Source organism: Burkholderia sp. Se-20373 (genome assembly GCF_017104705.1).
Lineage (GTDB): Bacteria > Pseudomonadota > Gammaproteobacteria > Burkholderiales > Burkholderiaceae > Burkholderia.
Genome location: NZ_JAAGPH010000006.1, coordinates 21,985 through 42,175, shown reverse-complemented (window position 1 = coordinate 42,175; position 20,191 = coordinate 21,985). Strand labels below are relative to the sequence as shown.

The window sequence follows — 20,191 nt, the reverse complement described above, 5'->3', positions numbered from 1 at the left end:
GCGAGCACGATAGCACGCGCAGACGCCACCACGACGCGCGCATCGTCGCAACGCGTTCATCTGCGAGCCGGTCGCACAACGCGCGGTATGAGGATCGTCCAGGATGCGCTCCGTAAACACGACGTGATACTTGCCGTGCGCCGGCTCGGCGCGACGACGCTGCCTGACGCATCGTCGTTCGTCGCGCTGATGCATCGTGCGTACGAACAGGAGCCGCCGGCCGCGCCGTGACGCGCACCACCACGAACCACGGCGCCCTGCTCACCCGTCGACCGTCTCCGGCAGCCGAGCGATCACCTTGATCTCGAACTGGAACCCATACAGCCAGGTCACGCCGACGGCGGTCAGCGTCGGATGCGGCGCGTCGCCCCAATAGTCAGGAACGATCTCCCAGATCCGCTCGAACGTCGCCTCGGGATCGACGAGGAACACCGTCACGTCGACGACGTCGTCGAACGTGCAGCCGGCCGCGCGCAGCACCGCGTTCAGGTTGTCGAACGCACGGCGGACCTGGGCACCCAGTTCCGGCTCCGGCGAGCCGTCCTCGCGGCTGCCGACCTGCCCGGACACGAACAGGAAGCCGTTCGAGCGCACGGCCGGCGAATAGCGGTTGCGGTCGTACAGTGCCTGGCGACCGGGCGGGAAAACCACGCTACGCTTTACCATTCCCTACCTCCTTCGGTTGGTGGGGCGAAGCCGCCCCGGCATCAACGATGAAGGCACTTTAAGGATCGTTGCGCGGCGAATAAACCGGCAACCCTGTCCAACACTGTTTGCACGCACCAAACAATTCCGACCGACGCGGAGCCCTGACCCGATGGATCGATTCGACGCAATGCAGGCGTTCGCCCGCGTGGTGGAAGCCGGCAGTTTCACGAAGGCGGCCGAGACGCTGCACATGAGCCGCACCACCGTCACGCAACTCGTGCAGCAGCTCGAAGCGCGGCTGCGCGTGAAGCTGTTCAACCGCACGACGCGCAAGGTCGTCGTCACCGCGGACGGCGCCGCGTACTACGACCGCGTCGTGCGCTTGCTGGCCGACATGGACGATGCCGAAACGAGCCTGTCCGCGGCTTCCGCGGCGCCCCGCGGGCGGCTGCGCGTGGATGTGCCGAGCCCGTTCGCGCGCCTGATCCTGATCCCTGCCCTGCCGGCGTTCCATGCACGCTATCCGGACATCCAGCTCGACATGGGCGTGAGCGACCGCGTGGTGGACGTGATCGGCGAGAACGTCGACTGCGTCGTGCGCGGCGGCGAGCCGACCGACCGCTCGCTGGTCGCGCGGCGCGTCGGCGACCTGCGGCTCGGCGTGTATGCGTCGCCGGCCTATCTCGCACGCGCCGGCACGCCGACGCATCCGGACGAGCTGGAGGATACGCATCACCGGATCGTCGGTTTTCTGTGGGCGCGCACCGGCAAGGCGCTGCCGTTCGCGATGGCATGCGACGGCGAGCAGGTCAGCGTGCGCGGACGCTACGTGCTCGCGGTCGACGACGGCAATGCGTACCTCGAGGCCGGCCTCGCCGGGCTGGGCATTCTGTGGCTGCCCGACTACATGGCGGGCGCGCACCGCACCCGCGGCGAACTGGTGCCGCTGTTCGAGCAATGGCAACTCGAACCGATGCCGATGTACATCGCGTTCCCGCCGAACCGGCACGTCAGCGCGAAGCTGCGCGTGTTCATCGACTGGGTCGCCGAGCTGATGGCGCAGCATGCACCGATTGCGAACCGGCGTCGCGGCGCCGGCAGCGCGCGCGACACGCGCAAAAACGCGGCGACCTGAATCTCGCCGAACCGGCCGCACATAAAAAAACCCGCGCATGATGCGCGGGTTTCGTCAGACCCTGGCAGCAACGCCGGCGACTCAGGCCGTCAGCGCGTGCAGCGCCTCGTCGGTGAGCCACAGCGATTCCTGCAGGTCCTGCTCGTTCAGGTTCAGGCCGTCACCGCCGCGATCGACGACGATGAAGTCGCTGACGCCGCCGAGCGCGATCAGCGGGTGATGCCACACGCCCTTCGCATAGTTGACACCCTGCCAGCCGCTCGTCACGAACGCGCGGATCTTCGCCGGATCGAGATCGCCCGCGGGCGCGACGACGACGAGATACGGCTGGTCGTTCAGCGGCACGAACGCCTGGCTGCCGAGCGGGTGCCGCTCGAGCATCTTCACTTCGAACGGCAGCGTGCGCGGCTGGCCGCGGAACAGGTTGACGAGCGTGCGGCCGCCTTCATCGGTCACGTCGACTGTCGCGAGATCGTGAAAGCGGATCGTGGTGCCGAGGTTGATCGGGATCTGCTTCGCCCCTTTCGTTTCGATCACGTCGCCGAACGGCGCGAATGCTTCCTTGGTCAGCGGTTCGATGGCAAGCGTCTTCATTTGTCGAGCGTCCCCCACAGACGCAGGCGCGACACGCCGCCGTCCGGAATGATGTTCAGTCGCACGTGCGTGACGGGGCCGAGCGACGCGATGTCCTGTTCGAAGTAGTGCTGCTTGTCCATCTGCAGCTTCTGTTCGCCGAGCAGCACCGGCCAGAACATCGACTGCGTGATCAGCGAGCTGTCCGTGCCGCCCGATACGTACGCGGCCTGGATCGAGCAGCGATCCGGGTAGTTGCCCTTGAAGAACGCGGTATCGACTTCGATCTTGCGGATCACGCCCGGCTGCGCGAGCGCGATGATCGCCCAGTCGTTGCCCGGTTCGCGGCGGCGACGGGTTTCCCAGCCGTCGCCCATGTTCACGCCGCGGCCCGGCAGCAGCAGGTTCGACGCGACGCCGAAGTGCTGGTTGTTCGCGGCCACCACGTAACCGCCGTTTTCCATCGCCGCGAGATCGAACTGCTCGGTCGCGCTCGCGCCGGCCCAGTCGAGTTGCGGCTGGCCGTACACACGCAGGCGTGCGATGCCGCCATCCGGATAGATGTTCACGCGCAGGTGCGTGAAGGCGCGCGCATCGCTCGCTTCGACGTAATGATGGCTGTTGCCCTGCAGCGTCGTCGACGGGACGATCTCGACCCACTCGGTCGCGTGCGTCGGTGCGCCGTCGGCCACGAACGCGGCCTCGATCGATGCAGCCGGCGGGAAGTTGCCGGTGAAGTGGCTCGTGTCGATGTCGAAGCCCTTGATCACGCCGGGGCGCGCGAGCTTGACGATGCACCAGTCGTAGCCCGTCATGCGCTTGCGGCGCGTTTCCCAGCCGTCCATCCACTTGCCGTGGTCGTCGTACTTGCCGGGGATGAACACGGCCGGCTCGGGGTTCAGCATCCGGTCCTTCGGCGCGAAGAAATCGTCGCTGGCTTCGAGCGCCTGCGCACCGAGACGCGGGTCGGCCAGGTTCACGTAGCGCCGCGTGAAGTCGGGTGCGTTGGGATCGAGAAGCGGAACAGCCATGATGTTTCCTTGTTTCAGTGAGGCGATCGGGCCGCTGCGACGCAGCAGGCCGTATTGCGATGTCAGGCGTCGATCAGGTCGTCGAGGCGGAAGCGCGCGATCCGGTAGATCTGGTCGAGGCTCGCCCGCAGTTCCTCGGTGCGCGAGTGATTCACGCGCGACTCGAAGTTCGCGATGATGCCGTGCCGGTCATAGCCGCGCACCGCGAGGATGAACGGGAAGCCGAACTTCTCGCGATACGTGCGGTTCAGCGTCAGCAGCTTGTCGAACTCTTCCTGCGTGCACTGGTCGAGGCCCGCGCCGCTCTGCTCGCGCGTCGACTCGGCGGTCAGCTCGCCGCGCACGGCAGCCTTGCCGGCCAGCTCCGGGTGAGCGTTGATCAGCGCGAGCTGGCGCGCTTCGCCGGCCGTTTCCACCGCACCCGACATCGTCTCGTGCAGCGCGTCGATGCTCGCGAACGGCCGCTGGCCCGCGGCGACTTCGGCCACCCACGGTGAATGTTCGAAAATCCCCGACAGTGCTGCGACAAATGCGCTCGGCGCCATCGTATTCAGTTGTTCCAACGTGTAGCGCATCGCCTTCATGCTTTCCCTTCGTTTCGATGATTGGGCTGATACGGATGATGTTCACGCCAGTGACGCGCGATATCGACACGGCGCGTCACCCATACGCGATCGTGCTTCTCGATGTGATCGAGGAAACGCTGCAGCCCGCGGAACCGGCCCGGCCGACCGAGCAACCGGCAGTGCATGCCGATCGACAGCATCTTCGGCGCTTCGTCGCCTTCCGCGTACAGCACGTCGAATGCGTCGCGCAGGTAGTCGAAGAAGTGATCGCCGGTGTTGAAGCCCTGCGGCGTCGCGAAGCGCATGTCGTTCGTGTCGAGCGTGTACGGCACGATCAGCTGCGGCGTTTTCTTGCCGCCCGACACGTCGACGTCCATCCAGAACGGCAGGTCGTCGCCGTAGTTGTCGGAGTCGTACAGGAAGCCGCCATATTCCGCGACCAGGCGGTGCGTATTGGGGCTGTCGCGGCCGGTGTACCAGCCGAGCGGGCGCTCGCCCGTCACGCGCTCGATCGCTTCCATCCCGAGGCGCATGTGCTCCGCTTCGAGTTCCGGCGTCATGCTCTGGTAGTGAATCCAGCGCCAGCCGTGGCACGCGATTTCATGGCCCAGCTCGACGAAGGCACGTGCAAGCTCAGGATGGCGTTCGATCGCCATCCCGACGCCGAATACCGTCAGCGGCATGCCGCGCTTCTCGAATTCGCGCAGGATGCGCCACACGCCGGCTCGCGAACCGTACTCGTAGATCGACTCCATGCTCATGTGGCGGTCGGGATACGCGGCGGCGCCGACGATTTCCGACAGGAACTGCTCGGAGCCCGGATCGCCGTGCAGCACGCAGTTCTCGCCGCCCTCCTCGTAGTTCAGCACGAATTGCACGGCGACGCGGGCGCGCCCCGGCCAGTTCGCCTGAACGGGATGGCGGCCGTAGCCGATCAGGTCGCGAGGATAGTTGGGATCGAGTGACATGGTTCGAAGTGCGGCGAAAGCTCGCTGAAATAATGGGTTCGCATCGACTGCGCGGGTGCCGGAGGCCGGCTGCGCAAGCCGATGCGATGACGGCCCAGTGTAGCGAAAACGCCCATACGCGCCCATACAGCGGCGCAGATAGTGCGTGTCAGACGGTGTGTATGTGCGGTTGCGGCAAATTCGGCACCGGTTCCGCCTGATCCCCGTCCGGCGGGCTGAAGCGGGCAAACGCGCCGTCGTAGCGCTTCGGCAGCGGGCGCGCGTAGTCGCCGCGCTTCGCGGTCGCGAGGCGCAGCGCGACGAGCGCCTCGGCCCACTTGACGGCCGCCGTGACGCCCTCGACCACCGGCGCGCCGATCTGCTGCTCGATCTCGTGCGCGAACTCGGCCATCCCCGCGCAACCGAGCACGATCGCGTCGGCGCCGTCCTCGTCGAGCGCGCGCCGGCATTCGTCGACGATGATCCGGCGCGCGGCCGAGCCCGGCCGGTCGAGCTCGAGCACGGCGACGTCGGTCGCGCGCACGTTGCGGCAGAACCGTTTCATCCCGTAGCGCTCGGCGAGATGCCATGCCATCCCGCAGGTACGCGCGAGCGTCGTGACGACCGAGAAGCCCGGCGCGAGCACGCTCGCCGCATGCATCGCGGCCTCGGCAATGCCGATCACCGGCCCGCGCGCGAGCTCGCGCGCCGCGTACAGGCCCGGATCGCCGAAACACGCGATCACGTACGCATCGCAGCCGTCGCGCTCGCCCTGCACGATCTCGGCGAGCAGCCCCGGCGTCGCGAGCGCCTCGTCGTAATACCCTTCGATCGACGGCGGCCCCATCGGCGGGCTCACCGCGACGATCTCCGTGCCGGCGGCCGCGACCTCGCGCGCGCAGCGGCCCATCGCGTCGGTCATCCGCTGGGTCGTATTCGGATTGATCAGTCGGATCTTCATCGCATGCTCCTCAGGCCTTCGCGCTCACGAGCAGCCGGTAGAACACGAAGCCGAGCCCCGCGCCGATGAACCACGAGAAGTTCGCGACGCCCTGCCAGCCCGGCACCATCACGCAGACGATCGCGATCACCGCGGCCGGCAACAGCGCGGCCAGCGCGCGGCGGTTCACGCCGCCCGTGTACCAGTACGTGCCGCTTTCCGACATCGTGTACAGGTCGTCGCGCACGAGCCGGCCGCGCTTGACGAGGTAGAAATCGGCGATCAGCACGCCGTACAGCGGGCCGATGAACGCGCCGAGCACGTCGAGCGTGTAGTGGATCACGGCCGGGTTGTTGAACAGGTTCCACGGCGTGATGAAGATCGACGCGACGGCCGCGAGCATCCCGCCCGCACGCCAGCTGATCAGGCGCGGCGCGACGTTCGAGAAGTCGAACGCGGGCGACACGAAGTTCGCGACGATGTTGATGCCGATCGTCGCGATCGTGAAGGTCAGCGCACCGAGGATCACCGCGGTCGGATGGTCGATGCGGCCGACCGTCTCGACGGGGTCGGTGATGAGTTCACCGAACACCGGCAGCGTCGCGGCCGTCGTGATCACCGTGACGAGCGAGAACGCGAGGAAGTTGACCGGCAGCCCCCAGAAATTGCCGCGCTTCACTTCGCCGAACGAGCGGCAGTAGCGCGAGAAATCGCCGAAGTTCAGCATCGGCCCGGAGAAGTACGACACGACCAGCGACACCGCCGTGATCATCACCGGAATCACTTCCGCGCCGTGGTACTTCACGCCGCCGAGGTTGATGCCGATGTTGCGCCAGCCCGCGCGCCACACCATGTAGCCGGCGAGGATGAACATCACGACGTAGACGGCCGGCCCCGCGAAGTCGATGAACTTCTTGATCGTCTCCATCCCGTTCCAGAACACCAACGCCTGGAGCACCCACAGCATCATGAAGCCGGCCCAGCCGACCGCCGACAGCCCGAGGAAGCCGTAGCGATGCACGTCCGCGTAAGGCAACCATTGCGGGAAGAATTTCAGCACGACGATCACGAGCGCGCTCGATGCGAGATAGGTCTGGATCCCATACCACGCGATCGCGATCAGCCCGCGGATCACGGCCGGCACGTTCGCGCCGAGCACGCCGAACGTCGCGCGGCATGCGACCGGATACGGCACGCCGATCTGCTGGCTCGGCCGCGCGATCAGGTTGCACAGCAGGTTCACGAAGCCGATCCCGACGATCAGCGCGATCAGCACCTGCCAGCTCGTCAGCCCGAGCGCGAACAGGCTGCCCGCGAACACGTAGCCGCCGACGCTGTGCACGTCCGACATCCAGAACGCGAAAATGTTGTACGAACCCCATGTCTGGTTTTTCAGGGGTGCCAAATCTTCGTTGTACAGACGTTCGCTGTAACCCTTCGGCAGTGTCGGGTCGCCGCCCTCGCCGCCTTCTTCCGCCGGATAGGCGCTGTCGTGCGCCACACTGAACTGAGCCATGACTTCTCCTTGACGCGGCCGCGCGGCCGCTCCACCGTCATCGATATCGCTCCGGATCGACGCCCGGAGTCGGACCAGCGGCCCGCGGCAAACGCCGCGGGCCTGCATTTCGCTCGTTCTTGTGGCGCGTGGCCGGGTTCGCGTCGCCGCTCAGGCGCCGCCGAACACTTCGCGCAAATCGACCTGCCCTTGTGCGGGCCGGTCCAGCATCTTCAGTTCGACATGCTGCAGGTGGTGCGCCATCAGCGTCACCGCCCGCTTCGGATCGCCGGCCTCCAGCGCACCGAGGATCTCGTCGTGGTCGTCGCACGAGCACGGGCTGCGCCCGTGCGACTCGTACAGCGCCGACATCAGCGTCGAGCGTGCGACAAGCCCTTCGAGGCACGCGCTGAGCGTCGCATTGCCCATCAGCGTCGCGAGCGCCGTATGGAATTCGCCCGACAGGCGGATCCAGGCCGCGAAGTCCTGCCGCTGGAACGCCTTGCGTTCCTTCTCGATCAGCGCGGCGACGCCCTTCAGCCGCTTCGCGCCGGGCCCGGTCGCGAGCCGCTCGACCACGGCGAGCTCGATGATCCGGCGCATCTCGAACACCTCGTGCACGTCCTGCAGCGTCGGGCTCGCGACGAACGCGCCGCGGTTCGGCTCCAGATCGACCAGCTTGTCGGTCGCGAGCTGCGCGAGCGCCTGGCGGATCGCCCCGCGCTTCACGTTGAACACGTCGCAGAGCTGCGCCTCCGTCAGCTTCGCGCCCGGCGCGAGCCGATGCTCGAGGATCGCCGTGCGGATCCGCTCGGCGATCGCTTCGGGACTGGCTGCACCGGACGGGTGGGATTCGGGCTCGTTCATGATCGGCATCGTGTGATGATCCTCATCCTAGGGTGGACATAAAGATTGTCAACAATTCTTTTCCGGCATTGCGCACAATCGGCGTGCATCGACGCGACCTCGTTCGGTGCACGATGCGTCAAATCCATGCATGGCAAGGCTGAGACGTATGACAGACGCGCTTCTCGTCGTATACCCTCCCGGTCATTTTGTTGACAAAACTGGTGCAAAATCCGGCGGCGACCTTGCTGATATCGACGAAAATACTTGACCGTTAGTTGCGCGTTTACATAAAGAAAAAGGCGGGAACCCCGCCTTTCGACCGACCGCGCCCGCCTCAACCGAGGTGCGGATAGTCCGACAAAGTGAGCCGGAAGCCGTGCGCATTCGCGACCAGTTGCGCCTGTGCGCCGAACGGCAGCGTCAGCAGGTCGGGCACGTGGCCGAACTGGAGCCCCGTCACGACCGGAATCCCGATCACCGCGCGCACCTGGTCGATCATCGCCTGCATGTCGTAGCCATTGTCGTACTCGAATGGTCGTGCACCGGTGAACTGGCCGAGCACGAGCGCCTGCTGGCGCGCGAGCAGTCCCGAGAGATGCAGTTGATAGATCATCCGTTCGATCCGGAACGGCTGCTCGTTGACGTCCTCGATGAACAGGATGCCGCCTTCGATGTCGGGCATGTACGGCGTGCCGACGAGCGACGTGAGGATCGCGAGGTTGCCGCCCCACAGCGTGCCCGTCACATTCACGGTCTGCACCTGCGGTGCTTCGGCGATGATCGTCGTGCTCGGTTGCGTCAGCGTCTGCCAGAAGTGCTGCATCGTGAAGTCGCTCGGCGTTTCCGCGCCGAAGTCGGCGGACAGCATCGGGCCGCCGAACGTCTTGACGCGCGCCTTCGCGTACAGCGCAAGCTGGAGCGCCGTGAAATCGCTATGGCCGACGAGCGCGACCGGCTGGTCGCGCAGCCCGCGCTCGAGCCCGCGATAGTCAAGCCCGTGCAGGATGCGCGCCGCGCCATAGCCGCCGCGCACCGCGAGCGCGATGTCCGGCAGCGGCCGCTCGGGATCGGCAAGGCGGTTCAGGTCGCCGGCCCGCTCGCCGTCGGTGCCGCCGAACCGCTGGAAGCGCCGCTGCGTCGCCTCGATGTTCTCGATGCGATGCTGCGCGGTGCTGAGGCGTTCGAGCGCGCGATTGATCGCGTCCGGATCGTGCGGATAGCCGGACGGCGCAAGCAGGCGGATGGTGTAGGACGCGGCAGGCTGGAAGGACATGGCGAGGAAAGGTGTCGGGTCGTCAAACCTCTTAGAGGGACCGAACCGTCTCCGGTTCACGGAACCGTGCACGCCCGGCTCGCGGCGAGCGATGCGCGACGAGCGCGGCGGGCGCCTATGACGCGCCGGAGTCGGCGTCGCGGGCGAGCCGTGCTTCGCGCAGCGCGCGACGGCGGTCGGCGAAAAACGACTTCAGCGCGGCGCCGCACTCGTCGGCGAGCACGCCGCCGGTCACGTCGGTATGGTGGTTCAGTTGCGGATTCGCGAATGCGTCGATCACGCTGCCGCACGCGCCCGTCTTCGGATCGGCGGCGCCGTAGACCACCCGCGCGATGCGCGCATGCATGATCGCGCCCGCGCACATCAGGCACGGCTCGAGCGTCACGTACAGTTCGCAGCCGGGCATCCGGTAGTTCTGCAGGTGCTGTGCGGCCATGCGCAGCGCCGCCATTTCCGCATGAGCCGACGGGTCGTGCCCGCCGATCGGATGGTTGAAGCCGCGTGCGATCACTTCGTCGCCACGCACGAGCACCGCGCCAACCGGCACTTCGCCGGCCGCGCGTGCCTCTTCGGCGGCAGCCTGGGCGAGACGCATGAAATGCAGATCGCGCGCCGATACGGGCGCGGCTTCGGGAACGGGAGATTCGGCGGCGGGTTCGGCCGCCGGGGCGGCTGCCGACCGGGCTGCGTCGTGCAGCGCGTCGGACGTCACATCGGCCCCGCTTCGGCGGACGCTTCGTCGAGCCCGCGCTCGCACAAGCGCTCCGCGATGCGCCGGCAGTAATCGCGCGGCATCACCATCGGGCCGCCGCGCAGCGATTCGAGCGCCATGTCGAGAGCGAGGATCTTCGCCTGCAGCCGGCACCGCGCGGCGCGGTCGCTGACCGCCTGCACTTCGTCATGCAGGTTGCGCAGCGCGCGCAATTGCTCGACGGCCGGCGGCACGAAGCCCGCATTCTTCAGGATACGGTTGGCCACCCGCACCTCCTCGGGCACGAGCAGGTCGTCATCCAGCGCCTGTGGCGCGCCGGTACCCGGCAAATCGTCGAACTCGCCCCGCGCGGCGGCGGCGGCAATACGTTGTTCGACCAGGGCGTCAAGCAATCTCATCAGTCAATCGGAACAATGCGGCAGGCCGAATTCTAGCAGGGTGACGCGGGTATGACAGGCCCTTCGAATATATGCTCGATATTGTGTTTTTTAGGGGCCGAATCGCGGGGCATGCACGCCGATCGGTCTCATTTGCCGCTCTGCTGCGCCGCAGCAGGCTGCGGGCCACCTTGACACCGGCAAACGCGACCAGAATCGGGCCCTGTTTTTATTGGCGACAACGCCAACCGAAACGTGCCGTTCCGGAAAAACGGACACGGTCCTGTTTCCAGTTTTCCTGGTTCAGGCAGCCGCCGCTTCCCGCCGCGCATTCGCGAAAGGGCGAAACATCATCGCGATCAGGAACGCACCGAGACCGATCGCAAACGAGCCGAGATACAACCAGCCGTAGCCGCCGAGCGTATCGACGATCAAGCCCCCGGCGACGGGCCCCGCGGCCATCCCGAGGCTGCCTGCCATCGCGCAGCCGCCGATCACGGTGCCCATCATCCGCAGCGGGAAGTTCTCGCGCGCCAGCACCGAATACAGCGGCATCACGCCCGCGTAGATGAAGCCGAACACGATCGCGACCGCATAGAACCCGTCGAGCGTGCGTACGAAGTAATACCCGAGCGCACCCAGCGCCTGCGCAAGCAGCCCGGCCACCAGCATGCGCTTCGCGCCGAGGCGGTCGCCCAGGATCCCGAACGCGATCCGGCCGCCCATGCCGGCGAGCCCTTCGACGCTGTAGATCGACACCGCGACGATCAGCGGGATCCCGCACGTCACCGCGTAGCTGACCGTATGGAAGATCGGGCCCGAATGCGTCGCGCAGCAAAAGAAGTTGGTCAGCAGCAGCACGATGAACTGCGGCGAACGCAGCGCGTCCGCGACCGACATCGCCGCCGGCTCGCCGGCGGGCGCCGGCACCGCTGGAGCCGCCTGCGCGCCGTCGAGCGCGGGCGCCCGGCGCACCAGCAGCGACACCGGAATCATCACGACGGCCGCCAGCACCGCCATCAGCAGCATCGACGTGCGCCAGTCGCGCACCGACACGAGCCACGCGGCCAGCGGGGCCATCGTCATCGGCGCCATCCCCATGCCCGCCGACACGAGCGACACCGCGAGGCTGCGGTGCGTGTCGAACCAGCCGGTCACGCACGCCATCATCGGCGCGAATATCGCAGCCGTCGCGCCTCCGACGGCGAGGCCGAACGTGAGCTGGAACGCGAGCAGCGACGGCGCGCGGCTCGCCAGCGCCAGGCTTGCCGACAGCAGGACGGCGCCCGTGATGACGACCGGGCGCGTGCCGATGCGGTCCGACAGGCTGCCCCACGCGATGCTCGCGAAGGCCATCGTGATGAAGCCGAGCGTCATCGCGCCGGAAATGCCGGTCATCGACCAGCCCGTGTCGCGCGCGATCGCGCGCAGGAACACCGGCAGCGAAAACATCGCGCCGATCGCGATGCAGCCCATCAGGCCGCCCGCGGCGACGATGACCCAGCGGTATCGGGAATCCGGCATGGGGTGCCTCCTTGTCGTGACGGCGATCCTCGTGAACCGGGCGCCACCTGCTTCGCGCCATGCCCGGTCGACATGGATACGACGGGCGACGCATCGGGAAATCGACATGCGCGGCACACGCCGGCGAATTCTTTGATTGTCCGCCGTTCTGCGCAGCCCGCAACGGACGGATCGGATCACCATCACACGCCGGATCGACGGTTCGCCCCCTGCCGCCACGCTTTTCCGGAATCGGAAAGTCGAAATCAGAAATAGTTGGTTGGGCCGCGCGATCCGGCTGACTACACTCGAGCGATCTTGTCATAACAAGTTGACCGATGACCTCCCCCAACGTCGTGCCGCTGTCGGCGGCCCCGCTCTACGTGCAGATCAAGGACACGCTGCGCGCGCGCATTCTCGACGGCACCTATGCGCCGCACAGCCGGATGCCGTCCGAGCACGAACTCTGCGCGATGTTCGACGTCAGCCGCATCACGGTGCGCCAGGCGCTCGGCGATCTTCAGAAGGAAGGATTGCTGTTCAAGCTGCACGGCAAGGGCACCTTCGTGTCGAAGCCGAAGGCGTTCCAGAACGTGACGTCGCTGCAGGGCTTCGCCGAGGCGATGTCGTCGATGGGCTACGAGATCGTCAACCAGGTGCGCAGCTTCCGCACCGTCAAGGCCGACCGCCATCTCGCGACGAAACTGAACGTGCCCGAGGGCGCGCCGCTCGTCGAGATCCATCGTGTGCGGCTGCTCAATCGCGAGCCCGTGTCGCTCGAACAGACCTGGGTGCCCGAAGCACTCGGCAAGCGCCTCGCGGGCGCCGATCTCGCGACCCGCGACATTTTCCTGGTCCTGGAAAACGACTGCGGCATTCCGCTCGGCCATGCCGACGTGTCGATCGACGCGATCCTCGCCGACGACGAGATCGTCGATGCGCTGCATGTCGAGGAAAGCAGCCCCGTGTTGCGCATCGAGCGCCTCACGCACGACGCGTCGGGCGCACCGATCGACTTCGAATACCTCTACTTCCGCGGCGACGCCTTCCAGTACCGGCTGCGCATCGACCGGCAGAAACCGCGCAAACCTGCAAGGAAACAGCAATGACTACCCATGTGCTCGAATACGACATCGTCGTGGTCGGCGGCGGCACGGCCGGCCCGATGGCGGCGATCAAGGCGAAGGAGCGCGACCCGTCCCTGCGCGTGCTGTTGCTCGAAAAGGCCAACGTGAAGCGCAGCGGCGCGATCTCGATGGGGATGGACGGCCTGAACAACGCCGTGATCCCCGGGCATGCGACGCCCGAGCAGTACACGCGCGAGATCACGATCGCCAACGACGGCATCGTCGACCAGGAGGCCGTGTACGCATACGCGACGCACAGCTTCGAAACGATCGAGCAGCTCGACCGCTGGGGCGTGAAGTTCGAAAAGGACGGCACCGGCGACTACGCGGTGAAGAAGGTCCATCACATGGGCTCGTACGTGCTGCCGATGCCGGAAGGACACGACATCAAGAAGGTGCTGTACCGGCAGCTGAAGCGCGCGCGCATCGCGATCACGAACCGGATCGTGGCGACGCGCGTGCTGACCGACGCGCACGGCCGCGCGAGCGGCGTGCTCGGCTTCGACTGCCGCACCGCCGAATTCCACGTGATCCGTGCGAAGGCCGTGATTCTCTGCTGCGGTGCGGCCGGTCGCCTCGGCCTGCCGGCCTCGGGCTACCTGATGGGCACCTACGAGAATCCGACCAACGCGGGCGACGGCTACGCGATGGCGTATCACGCCGGTGCCGCGCTCGCGAATCTCGAATGCTTCCAGATCAATCCGCTGATCAAGGACTACAACGGCCCCGCGTGCGCGTACGTCACCGGCCCGCTCGGCGGCTTCACCGCGAACGGCAAGGGCGATCGCTTCATCGAATGCGATTACTGGAGCGGCCAGATGATGTGGGAGTTCTACCAGGAACTGCAAAGCGGCAACGGCCCCGTGTTCCTGAAGCTCGACCATCTCGCGGAAGAAACGATCCAGACCATCGAGCAGATCCTGCACATGAACGAGCGGCCGAGCCGCGGCCGCTTTCATGCGGGGCGCGGCACCGATTACCGCAGCCAGATGGTCGAGATGCACATCTCCGAGATCGGTTTCTGCAGCGGGCACAGCGCATCCGGCGTGTACGTGAACGCCCGCGCGGAGACGACCGTGCCCGGGCTCTACGCGGCCGGCGACATGGCGGCCGTCCCGCACAACTACATGCTCGGCGCATTCACGTACGGCTGGTTTGCCGGGCAGAACGCGGCCGACTACGTGGCCGGCCGCGCGCATGCGCCGGTTGACGACGAACAGGTCGCCGCCGAACGCACCCGTGTGCTTGCCCCGCTGCTGCGCGAGCGCGGCCTCGCGCCGGCGCAGGTCGAATACAAGCTGCGCCGCATGGTGAACGACTATCTGCAACCGCCGAAGGTGACGCGCAAGATGGAAATCGGGCTGCAACGCTTTGACGCCATTACTGAGGATATCGAAGAGATAAAAGCGAATCATCCGCACGAACTGATGCGGGCCGCCGAAGTGCGTGCGATCCGCGACTGCGCGGAAATGGCCGCGCGTGCGTCGCTGTTCCGCACCGAGAGCCGCTGGGGGCTGTACCACCACCGCGTCGACTTTCCGCATCGCAACGACGCCGAATGGTTCTGCCACACCTGGCTGCGCAAGGACGCTGCGGGCGCGATGCGCAGCGAGAAGCGGCCGGTCGAACCGTACGTCGTGCCGCTTGCCGACGACGAACGCGGCGCCTACACGAATCTGCGCATCCGCGAACCGGCAGCGCTCGCGGCCGCCCTTTGAGGAACCTGCCATGACCCATACTCCGCACGACATCTTCCAGCGCAGCAGCGCACCCGTCACGATCGACGAGGCCCTGTGCATTGCCGACAAGGGCTGCACCGTCTGCGTCGACGTGTGCCCGCTCGACCTGCTCGCGATCGACGTGACCAAGGGCAAGGCCTACATGCAGTTCGACGAATGCTGGTACTGCATGCCGTGCGAGCGCGACTGCCCGACCGGCGCGGTCAAGGTCGACATTCCTTACCTGCTGCGCTGACCGTGTGTCTCAACGTCTTCTCCTGTCGCCCATGCCCGACTCCACCTTCGCTAGCGCGTTACATCGCGCACACGCCCCCGACGAAGCCGCACTCGTCGCCCGCCTCGCCGCGCCCGATGCCGCCGTGCGCCGCGTCGCCCTGTTCGAACTCGCCGATCTCGAGGACCCGTGGTTCGTGCCCGCGTTCGTCGCCGCGCTGCGCGACGATCCGTCGGCCGACGTGCGCGGCGAGGCCGCCCGTGTGCTCGGCGCATGGGAGCAATCCGACGTCGTCGACGCGCTGTGCGGCGCATTGCTCGATCCGGACGACGACGTGCGCGCCGCCGCCGCGCAGAGCCTGTCCGAACTGAAGGACGCGGCATCGGGCACCGTGCTGTGCCGATGGGCCGACCGGCCCGAGCCGTTCGTGCGCCGTGCCGTGCTGCACGGATTGCGCGAGCTGCGCGACCCCGGCGCGTTCGCGCCCGCGCTGCATGCGCTCGACGCCGAACCCGCCGAGGTGCGCGCCGAAGCCGTGGCGGTGCTCGGTTGGCTCAAGGATCCGCGTGCGCTGCCACCGCTTGCAGGCATCGCGACAACCGATGCCGCAGCGGACGTGCGACGTATCGCGGTCGGCGCGATCGGGTTCGCGGCCCCCGACGATGCGACCGTCATCCACGCACTGTTCGCCGCGCTGCGCGACCCCGAATGGCAGGTCCGCGAGGAAGCGGCCACGACGCTCGGCAAGCTGCGCGTCGCGACCGCGCGCGAACCGCTCGTCGCCGCGCTCGACGACGACTACTGGCAGGTGCGCCTGCGTGCCGCGCGTGCGCTCGGGCACCTGCGCGATGCGGCCGCGGCGCCGGCCGTCGTCGCGCTGCTCTCGCACGCGATCAGCAACCTGCGCAAGGAAGCCGCGCTTGCGCTCGGTGAATTGCGCGAGCGCGCGACGTTGCCCGCGCTGACCCGCGCACTGGAGGATCACGATCCGGAAGTCCGCAAGGCCGTGCGGATCGCGATCCGGCAAATCGACGAGGCGTCGCGATGATCTCCCCGACCGAAATCGTGCTCGATCAGCCGGCGCGCACGTTGACCCTCCGCTGGCCGGACGGTCACACGCAGCGCATCGGCTATGCGCGGTTGCGCGGCGATTGCCCGTGTGCCGAATGCCGGAGGATCCGGCGCGACGGCGGTCGTGTCGATGCGCGGCCCGACCTGACGCTGGACAGCGTTGAAGCAGCCGGCTACGGCATCCGCATGGTGTTCGGCGACGGTCATGCGCGCGGCATCTATCCGTGGCCCTATCTGGCGGGCATGACAGCGCGGCCGTGACGTCGCTCCCGCGCCTGCGCGGACGACATGGCAGGCGTGCGGAAACGCTGCGATACTGACGCCCACGATCGTCTCCACTCACCGTGGGAGCCAGAACATGCAAACCGCAGTCGGATTCGTCGGCCTCGGCGTGATGGGCACGCCGATGGCGCTCAATCTTGCGCGGGCCGGCACGCCGCTCGTCGTATGGAGCCGGTCGCACGGCAGCGACGATGCACTGCGCGACGCCGGCGCGCGCGTGGCCGAGCACATCGACGACGTGTTCACGACCTGCCGCACCGTGATCCTGATGCTCGCGAACGACGCGGCGATCGACGGCGCCCTCGCACGCGGCACGCCCGGTTTCGCCGCCCGTGTCGGCGGCCACACCATCGTGAACATGGGCACGAATGCACCCGAGTATTCGCGCGCACTGGCCGACGATATCGCCGCCGCGTCGGGCCGTTATGTCGAAGCGCCCGTGTCGGGATCGCGCAAGCCGGCCGAAGCCGGGCAACTCGTGGTGATGCTCGCCGGCGCGCCGGACGACGTCGACGCCGTTCGCGCACTCGTGAAACCGCTGTGCCGCGACAGCTTCGTGTGCGGCGACGTACCGTCGGCGCTGACGATGAAGCTGGCCGTGAACCTGTTCCTGATCACGATGGTCACCGGCCTGACCGAAGCCACGCATTTCGCGCAACGCCACGGCATCGATCTCGCCCGCTTCGCCGACGTGCTGAACGCGGGCCCGATGGCGAGCGACGTGTCGCGCGTGAAGCTCGGCAAACTCGTCGCGGCCGATTTCTCGGTGCAGGCCGCGATCACCGACGTGCTGAAGAATGCGCGCCTCGTCGCCGAATCCGCGCGCGGCATCGGCATCGCGTCGCCACTGCTCGACATCTGCCATGCGCTGTACGGCGAGACCGAGCGGGCGGGGCATGGCGCGGACGACATGGTCGCCGTGATCCGCGCGATCGAGCAGCGCACCGACGGCGCGCAATGAATCGTCGTCAGCCGCTCCACCCACTCGAACGCTTCCGCGCGTAGCACCCCGTGTCCGACTCGCCCCGCTCCCCAACCGGCGTCCCCGCTTCCGTCCGCCCGGTTCCCGCCGTGATCGGCATCGTCCTGCGAGAGCACGACGTGCTGCTGGTGCGTCGCGCCAATCCGCCCGATGCGGGCTGCTGGGGCTTTCCCGGCGGCAAGATCGAAGCGGGGGAATCGATTGCGAACGCGGTCGTGCGCGAGATCGCGGAAGAAACCACCGTCGACGTCGAAGCGCTCGACACCTTTACCGCGCTGGATGCGTTCGATTACGATGCCGGCGGCGACGTGCATCAGCATTTCGTGATGGTCGCGGTGCTGTGCCGATGGCTGCGCGGCACACCAGCTGCCGGCGACGATGCACTCGACGCGCGCTGGTTCGATCTCGCCGAACTCGACCGCGATGACTTGCCGATGAGCGCGGGGGTTCGTGATGTCGCACGACGCGCGATCGAGCGCGCGGCGGCACGTGGTCACGTGCAGCATCCGGCCAATACTTGAATGCGTGAAGCAACGCTGTCTTTCTCGCAGCGCTTGCGAGCGGCCCGATCGGGACCATGACAGTGCCGGCTACGCGCCGACGAACCTCCAATTACAAATCAGAGATGGGCCAAACCATGATCCGAATTCGCAAGTCCACCCCGGCCGACGGCGCACGCGTGCTGGCTATCTGGCGCAACGCGGTCGACGCCACGCACCACTTCCTCAGCACCGACGATCGACGCGCGATCGAATCGGAAGTCGTCGCGTTCCTGCCCGGTGCGCCGCTCGATCTCGCCGTCGACGATACCGACCGCGCGATCGGCTTCATGCTGCTCGACGGCAGTCACATGGAAGCGCTGTTCGTCGATCCCGCTCACCATGGCGCGGGTGTCGGGCGCCTGCTCGTGGAAGATGCACTCACGCGTCATCCCGACCTGTCGACCGACGTCAACGAGCAGAACGAAGCGGCGGCAAGATTCTATGAACGGCTCGGCTTCGAGCGCATCGGGCGATCGGCGCTCGATGGGCAGGGGCGCGCCTATCCGTTGATTCACCTGCGCTATCGCGCGAAACCGTCGTCCTCGCCGCAGCATGCATAACCGTGGCCGGCGCGGGATAGCGCGCCGCCCTCCACGTCATGCGCTCCGGGCACGCGAACGCGGCAACCCGATATCAAGTCCGCTCCACGCATACCGCATGCGGCCACGCGACGCGTCATGCACGACGCATCGGCACCACGCGCTCGACCATTGCAACCGCGCGTCGCATGAAACCGTTGAACCGGTCGGCATCGCGGCGCAGCCCGGCCTGTTGTCCGCCGATCAAGCACAAGTGCACGGCCTGCCCGACGATCTCCGCCTCGCCCGACGTGCGCACCAGCCCGCGTGACGTCTCGATCGCAAACGCGAGCCGCGCCGCATCGACACGCTGCTGGAATTCCGCGACCAGCGGATCGTGCAGCGCCCATGCGCGAATCGCGATTTCACGCCCGGGCCGCTTCTCGGCGGCAATGCGCAGATAGCGCGCCAGTGTGTCGCCGGCACCACGGCCCTCTGCCGCATACGCAAGCATGCGCGCGGTGTAGTCGTCCTCCCAAGCGGTCAGCAACGTCCTGACGAAGTCCTCGCGATTACGGAAGTGGTGATAGAACGATCCGCGGGTCACGTTCAGCCGGCGCGCGAGGCTCTCGGCCGAAATGCCCGCATACCCTTCCCCGTCGAGGGCGTCGAAGCCCGCTGCAATCCAGTCGTTTCGCGTCAGTGTGCTCGTCGTCATCGGCATACAGGCTGTGTATGGTGCGGCATGGACAGATAGGCTGCGAACTCTATCACGGCCGCGGCCGCTTCCTTCCGGCGGCGCGCCACTACGCATGGAGTCCACCTTGAAAGACATCGCCCTCGTCGCATTCGACCGGTTCACCGACATCGACCTGTTCCTGATGTGGGACATTCTCGGCCGCAACAACCGCGACTGGCGCGTCCGGATCCTGGGTGCGCAGCCGGTGCTGCATTCCGTACATGGCCTGGCCGTCCCGACGCACGGCCCGCTTGCCGACGCCAATCACGCCGACGCGGTCCTCTTTTCGAGCGGCAAGGAAGGCGTACCCGCTGCACTGGCCCATCCCGATTTCCTGCCGTCGTTCGATCTCGATCCCGAGCGCCAGCTTGTCGGGTCGATCTGCGGCGGGGCCTTCATTCTCGAGCGGCTCGGGCTTCTGCCGGAGCGCCGTGCCACGACGCATCCCGACGCGCGGAAGGGTTTGCAGGCACTCGGGCTGGACGTGCCGAACCAGCCGCTGGTGTGCCATCGCAACGTCGCGACCGCGGGCGGGTGCCTGGCGTCGGTCTATCTGACCGGGTGGCTGATCGAATCGATGTTCGATGCGGACAAGCGGCGCGAGACGCTGCTGCCCGTACTGCCCGCCGGGCAACGGGAAATCTACGAAGGCCTGATCGAATTCAGCATCAGGCAGGGTGCGGGACAAAGCACGGGCCCGATCCGGATGGTTGAGGGCGAAAGCGGGCTTGCGGCATGACGCGCGGATCAATGGGCTGCCGATAGTCGGCGGCCGGAACCCTGTTGCATCGTCGCGCGTCCGGCCGAGCCAACGGCGGATCGGGAAGAATTCGCGAGCGGTCCGGGTCATCGATCGCGTCCGCGTTCGCCGCACGGAGGGTCGTTTCTCGCGCTGAACGAGTCTGTCGGGGGCCTGAAGATGCTACCC

24 protein-coding genes are annotated in these 20,191 nt (G+C 67.1%); 11 read left to right on the top strand and 13 right to left on the bottom strand.

Annotation, left to right across the window (positions count from 1 at the left end; genetic code table 11):
• The first annotated feature begins 87 nt into the window (after positions 1 to 87).
• Positions 88 to 231 (top strand): hypothetical protein, encoded by a 144-nt coding sequence (locus tag G3N96_RS03345; protein WP_241022455.1) that lies wholly within the window; start codon positions 88 to 90, stop codon positions 229 to 231.
• A gap of 30 nt (positions 232 to 261) precedes the next feature.
• Here G3N96_RS03345 and G3N96_RS03340 read toward each other — a convergent pair whose 3' ends face one another.
• Complete coding sequence (locus G3N96_RS03340) at positions 262 to 666, bottom strand: RidA family protein (protein ID WP_124583932.1); 405 nt, start codon at positions 664 to 666, stop codon at positions 262 to 264.
• Between the two features lie 151 nt (positions 667 to 817).
• On the opposite strand from G3N96_RS03340, the gene G3N96_RS03335 reads away from it, so the two are divergent.
• Complete coding sequence (locus tag G3N96_RS03335) at positions 818 to 1,783, top strand: LysR family transcriptional regulator (RefSeq protein WP_206136227.1); 966 nt, start codon at positions 818 to 820, stop codon at positions 1,781 to 1,783.
• 81 nt (positions 1,784 to 1,864) lie between these two features.
• Here the strand turns inward: G3N96_RS03335 and G3N96_RS03330 are convergent, their stop codons facing one another.
• The 11 genes from G3N96_RS03330 to G3N96_RS03280 all read right to left on the bottom strand — a co-directional run bounded on the left by G3N96_RS03330 (position 1,865) and on the right by G3N96_RS03280 (position 12,070).
• Positions 1,865 to 2,377: an ureidoglycolate lyase gene (locus tag G3N96_RS03330; RefSeq protein ID WP_206136226.1), complete on the bottom strand. Its 513-nt coding sequence runs from the start codon at positions 2,375 to 2,377 to the stop codon at positions 1,865 to 1,867.
• Entirely contained in the window at positions 2,374 to 3,387 is a 1,014-nt protein-coding gene (alc, locus tag G3N96_RS03325) for an allantoicase (RefSeq protein WP_206136225.1), read from the bottom strand. The genes G3N96_RS03330 and alc overlap by 4 nt, the downstream gene beginning before the upstream one ends.
• A 62-nt stretch (positions 3,388 to 3,449) precedes the next feature.
• Entirely contained in the window at positions 3,450 to 3,971 is a 522-nt protein-coding gene (uraD, locus tag G3N96_RS03320) for a 2-oxo-4-hydroxy-4-carboxy-5-ureidoimidazoline decarboxylase (RefSeq protein WP_089456399.1), read from the bottom strand.
• Entirely contained in the window at positions 3,968 to 4,921 is a 954-nt protein-coding gene (gene puuE / locus G3N96_RS03315; RefSeq protein WP_124583940.1) for an allantoinase PuuE, read from the bottom strand. The genes uraD and puuE overlap by 4 nt, the downstream gene beginning before the upstream one ends.
• A gap of 148 nt (positions 4,922 to 5,069) precedes the next feature.
• Positions 5,070 to 5,861, bottom strand: a complete 792-nt coding sequence (locus G3N96_RS03310; protein ID WP_089425660.1) for an aspartate/glutamate racemase family protein — start codon at positions 5,859 to 5,861, stop codon at positions 5,070 to 5,072.
• 10 nt (positions 5,862 to 5,871) lie between these two features.
• Complete coding sequence (locus tag G3N96_RS03305; RefSeq protein WP_124583942.1) at positions 5,872 to 7,356, bottom strand: NCS1 family nucleobase:cation symporter-1; 1,485 nt, start codon at positions 7,354 to 7,356, stop codon at positions 5,872 to 5,874.
• Positions 7,357 to 7,506: 150 nt separating this feature from the next.
• The gene (locus G3N96_RS03300) at positions 7,507 to 8,211 is read right to left on the bottom strand and encodes a GntR family transcriptional regulator (protein ID WP_206136224.1); all 705 of its coding nucleotides are present in this window, start codon (positions 8,209 to 8,211) and stop codon (positions 7,507 to 7,509) included.
• 307 nt (positions 8,212 to 8,518) lie between these two features.
• A complete protein-coding gene (ldcA, locus tag G3N96_RS03295) occupies positions 8,519 to 9,457 on the bottom strand; it encodes a muramoyltetrapeptide carboxypeptidase (RefSeq protein WP_206136223.1) in 939 nt (312 codons plus the stop codon).
• A gap of 115 nt (positions 9,458 to 9,572) precedes the next feature.
• On the bottom strand, positions 9,573 to 10,169 hold the full coding sequence (gene tadA / locus G3N96_RS03290; protein ID WP_206136222.1) for a tRNA adenosine(34) deaminase TadA: 597 nt from the start codon (positions 10,167 to 10,169) through the stop codon (positions 9,573 to 9,575).
• The gene (locus tag G3N96_RS03285) at positions 10,166 to 10,567 is read right to left on the bottom strand and encodes a DnaJ family domain-containing protein (protein ID WP_006478536.1); all 402 of its coding nucleotides are present in this window, start codon (positions 10,565 to 10,567) and stop codon (positions 10,166 to 10,168) included. Before G3N96_RS03285 ends, tadA begins: the two co-directional genes overlap by 4 nt.
• Positions 10,568 to 10,849: 282 nt before the next feature.
• Entirely contained in the window at positions 10,850 to 12,070 is a 1,221-nt protein-coding gene (locus G3N96_RS03280; protein ID WP_206136221.1) for an MFS transporter, read from the bottom strand.
• A 317-nt stretch (positions 12,071 to 12,387) separates the two neighbouring features.
• On the opposite strand from G3N96_RS03280, the gene G3N96_RS03275 reads away from it, so the two are divergent.
• From G3N96_RS03275 to G3N96_RS03240, 8 genes are all read left to right on the top strand, one after another.
• Entirely contained in the window at positions 12,388 to 13,158 is a 771-nt protein-coding gene (locus G3N96_RS03275) for a GntR family transcriptional regulator (protein WP_089461213.1), read from the top strand.
• Positions 13,155 to 14,894, top strand: a complete 1,740-nt coding sequence (locus tag G3N96_RS03270) for a fumarate reductase/succinate dehydrogenase flavoprotein subunit (RefSeq protein ID WP_206136220.1) — start codon at positions 13,155 to 13,157, stop codon at positions 14,892 to 14,894. The genes G3N96_RS03275 and G3N96_RS03270 overlap by 4 nt, the downstream gene beginning before the upstream one ends.
• Positions 14,895 to 14,904: 10 nt before the next feature.
• Entirely contained in the window at positions 14,905 to 15,150 is a 246-nt protein-coding gene (locus G3N96_RS03265; protein ID WP_124583949.1) for a ferredoxin family protein, read from the top strand.
• Positions 15,151 to 15,181: 31 nt separating this feature from the next.
• Positions 15,182 to 16,177: a HEAT repeat domain-containing protein gene (locus G3N96_RS03260; protein WP_206136219.1), complete on the top strand. Its 996-nt coding sequence runs from the start codon at positions 15,182 to 15,184 to the stop codon at positions 16,175 to 16,177.
• Positions 16,174 to 16,461, top strand: a complete 288-nt coding sequence (locus tag G3N96_RS03255) for a DUF971 domain-containing protein (RefSeq protein WP_206136218.1) — start codon at positions 16,174 to 16,176, stop codon at positions 16,459 to 16,461. Before G3N96_RS03260 ends, G3N96_RS03255 begins: the two co-directional genes overlap by 4 nt.
• 97 nt (positions 16,462 to 16,558) lie before the next feature.
• On the top strand, positions 16,559 to 17,443 hold the full coding sequence (locus tag G3N96_RS03250) for an NAD(P)-dependent oxidoreductase (protein ID WP_206136217.1): 885 nt from the start codon (positions 16,559 to 16,561) through the stop codon (positions 17,441 to 17,443).
• A gap of 50 nt (positions 17,444 to 17,493) precedes the next feature.
• The gene (locus tag G3N96_RS03245; protein WP_206136216.1) at positions 17,494 to 17,985 is read left to right on the top strand and encodes an NUDIX hydrolase; all 492 of its coding nucleotides are present in this window, start codon (positions 17,494 to 17,496) and stop codon (positions 17,983 to 17,985) included.
• 116 nt (positions 17,986 to 18,101) lie between these two features.
• The gene (locus G3N96_RS03240) at positions 18,102 to 18,566 is read left to right on the top strand and encodes an acetyltransferase (protein WP_206136215.1); all 465 of its coding nucleotides are present in this window, start codon (positions 18,102 to 18,104) and stop codon (positions 18,564 to 18,566) included.
• 115 nt (positions 18,567 to 18,681) lie between these two features.
• Here the strand turns inward: G3N96_RS03240 and G3N96_RS03235 are convergent, their stop codons facing one another.
• Positions 18,682 to 19,248 (bottom strand): TetR/AcrR family transcriptional regulator, encoded by a 567-nt coding sequence (locus G3N96_RS03235; RefSeq protein WP_206136214.1) that lies wholly within the window; start codon positions 19,246 to 19,248, stop codon positions 18,682 to 18,684.
• Between the two features lie 88 nt (positions 19,249 to 19,336).
• On the opposite strand from G3N96_RS03235, the gene G3N96_RS03230 reads away from it, so the two are divergent.
• Positions 19,337 to 20,002 carry a DJ-1/PfpI family protein gene (locus G3N96_RS03230; protein ID WP_124583967.1) on the top strand — a complete coding sequence of 222 codons (666 nt, stop codon included), beginning with the start codon at positions 19,337 to 19,339 and terminating at the stop codon, positions 20,000 to 20,002.
• The last annotated feature ends 189 nt before the right edge of the window (positions 20,003 to 20,191 follow it).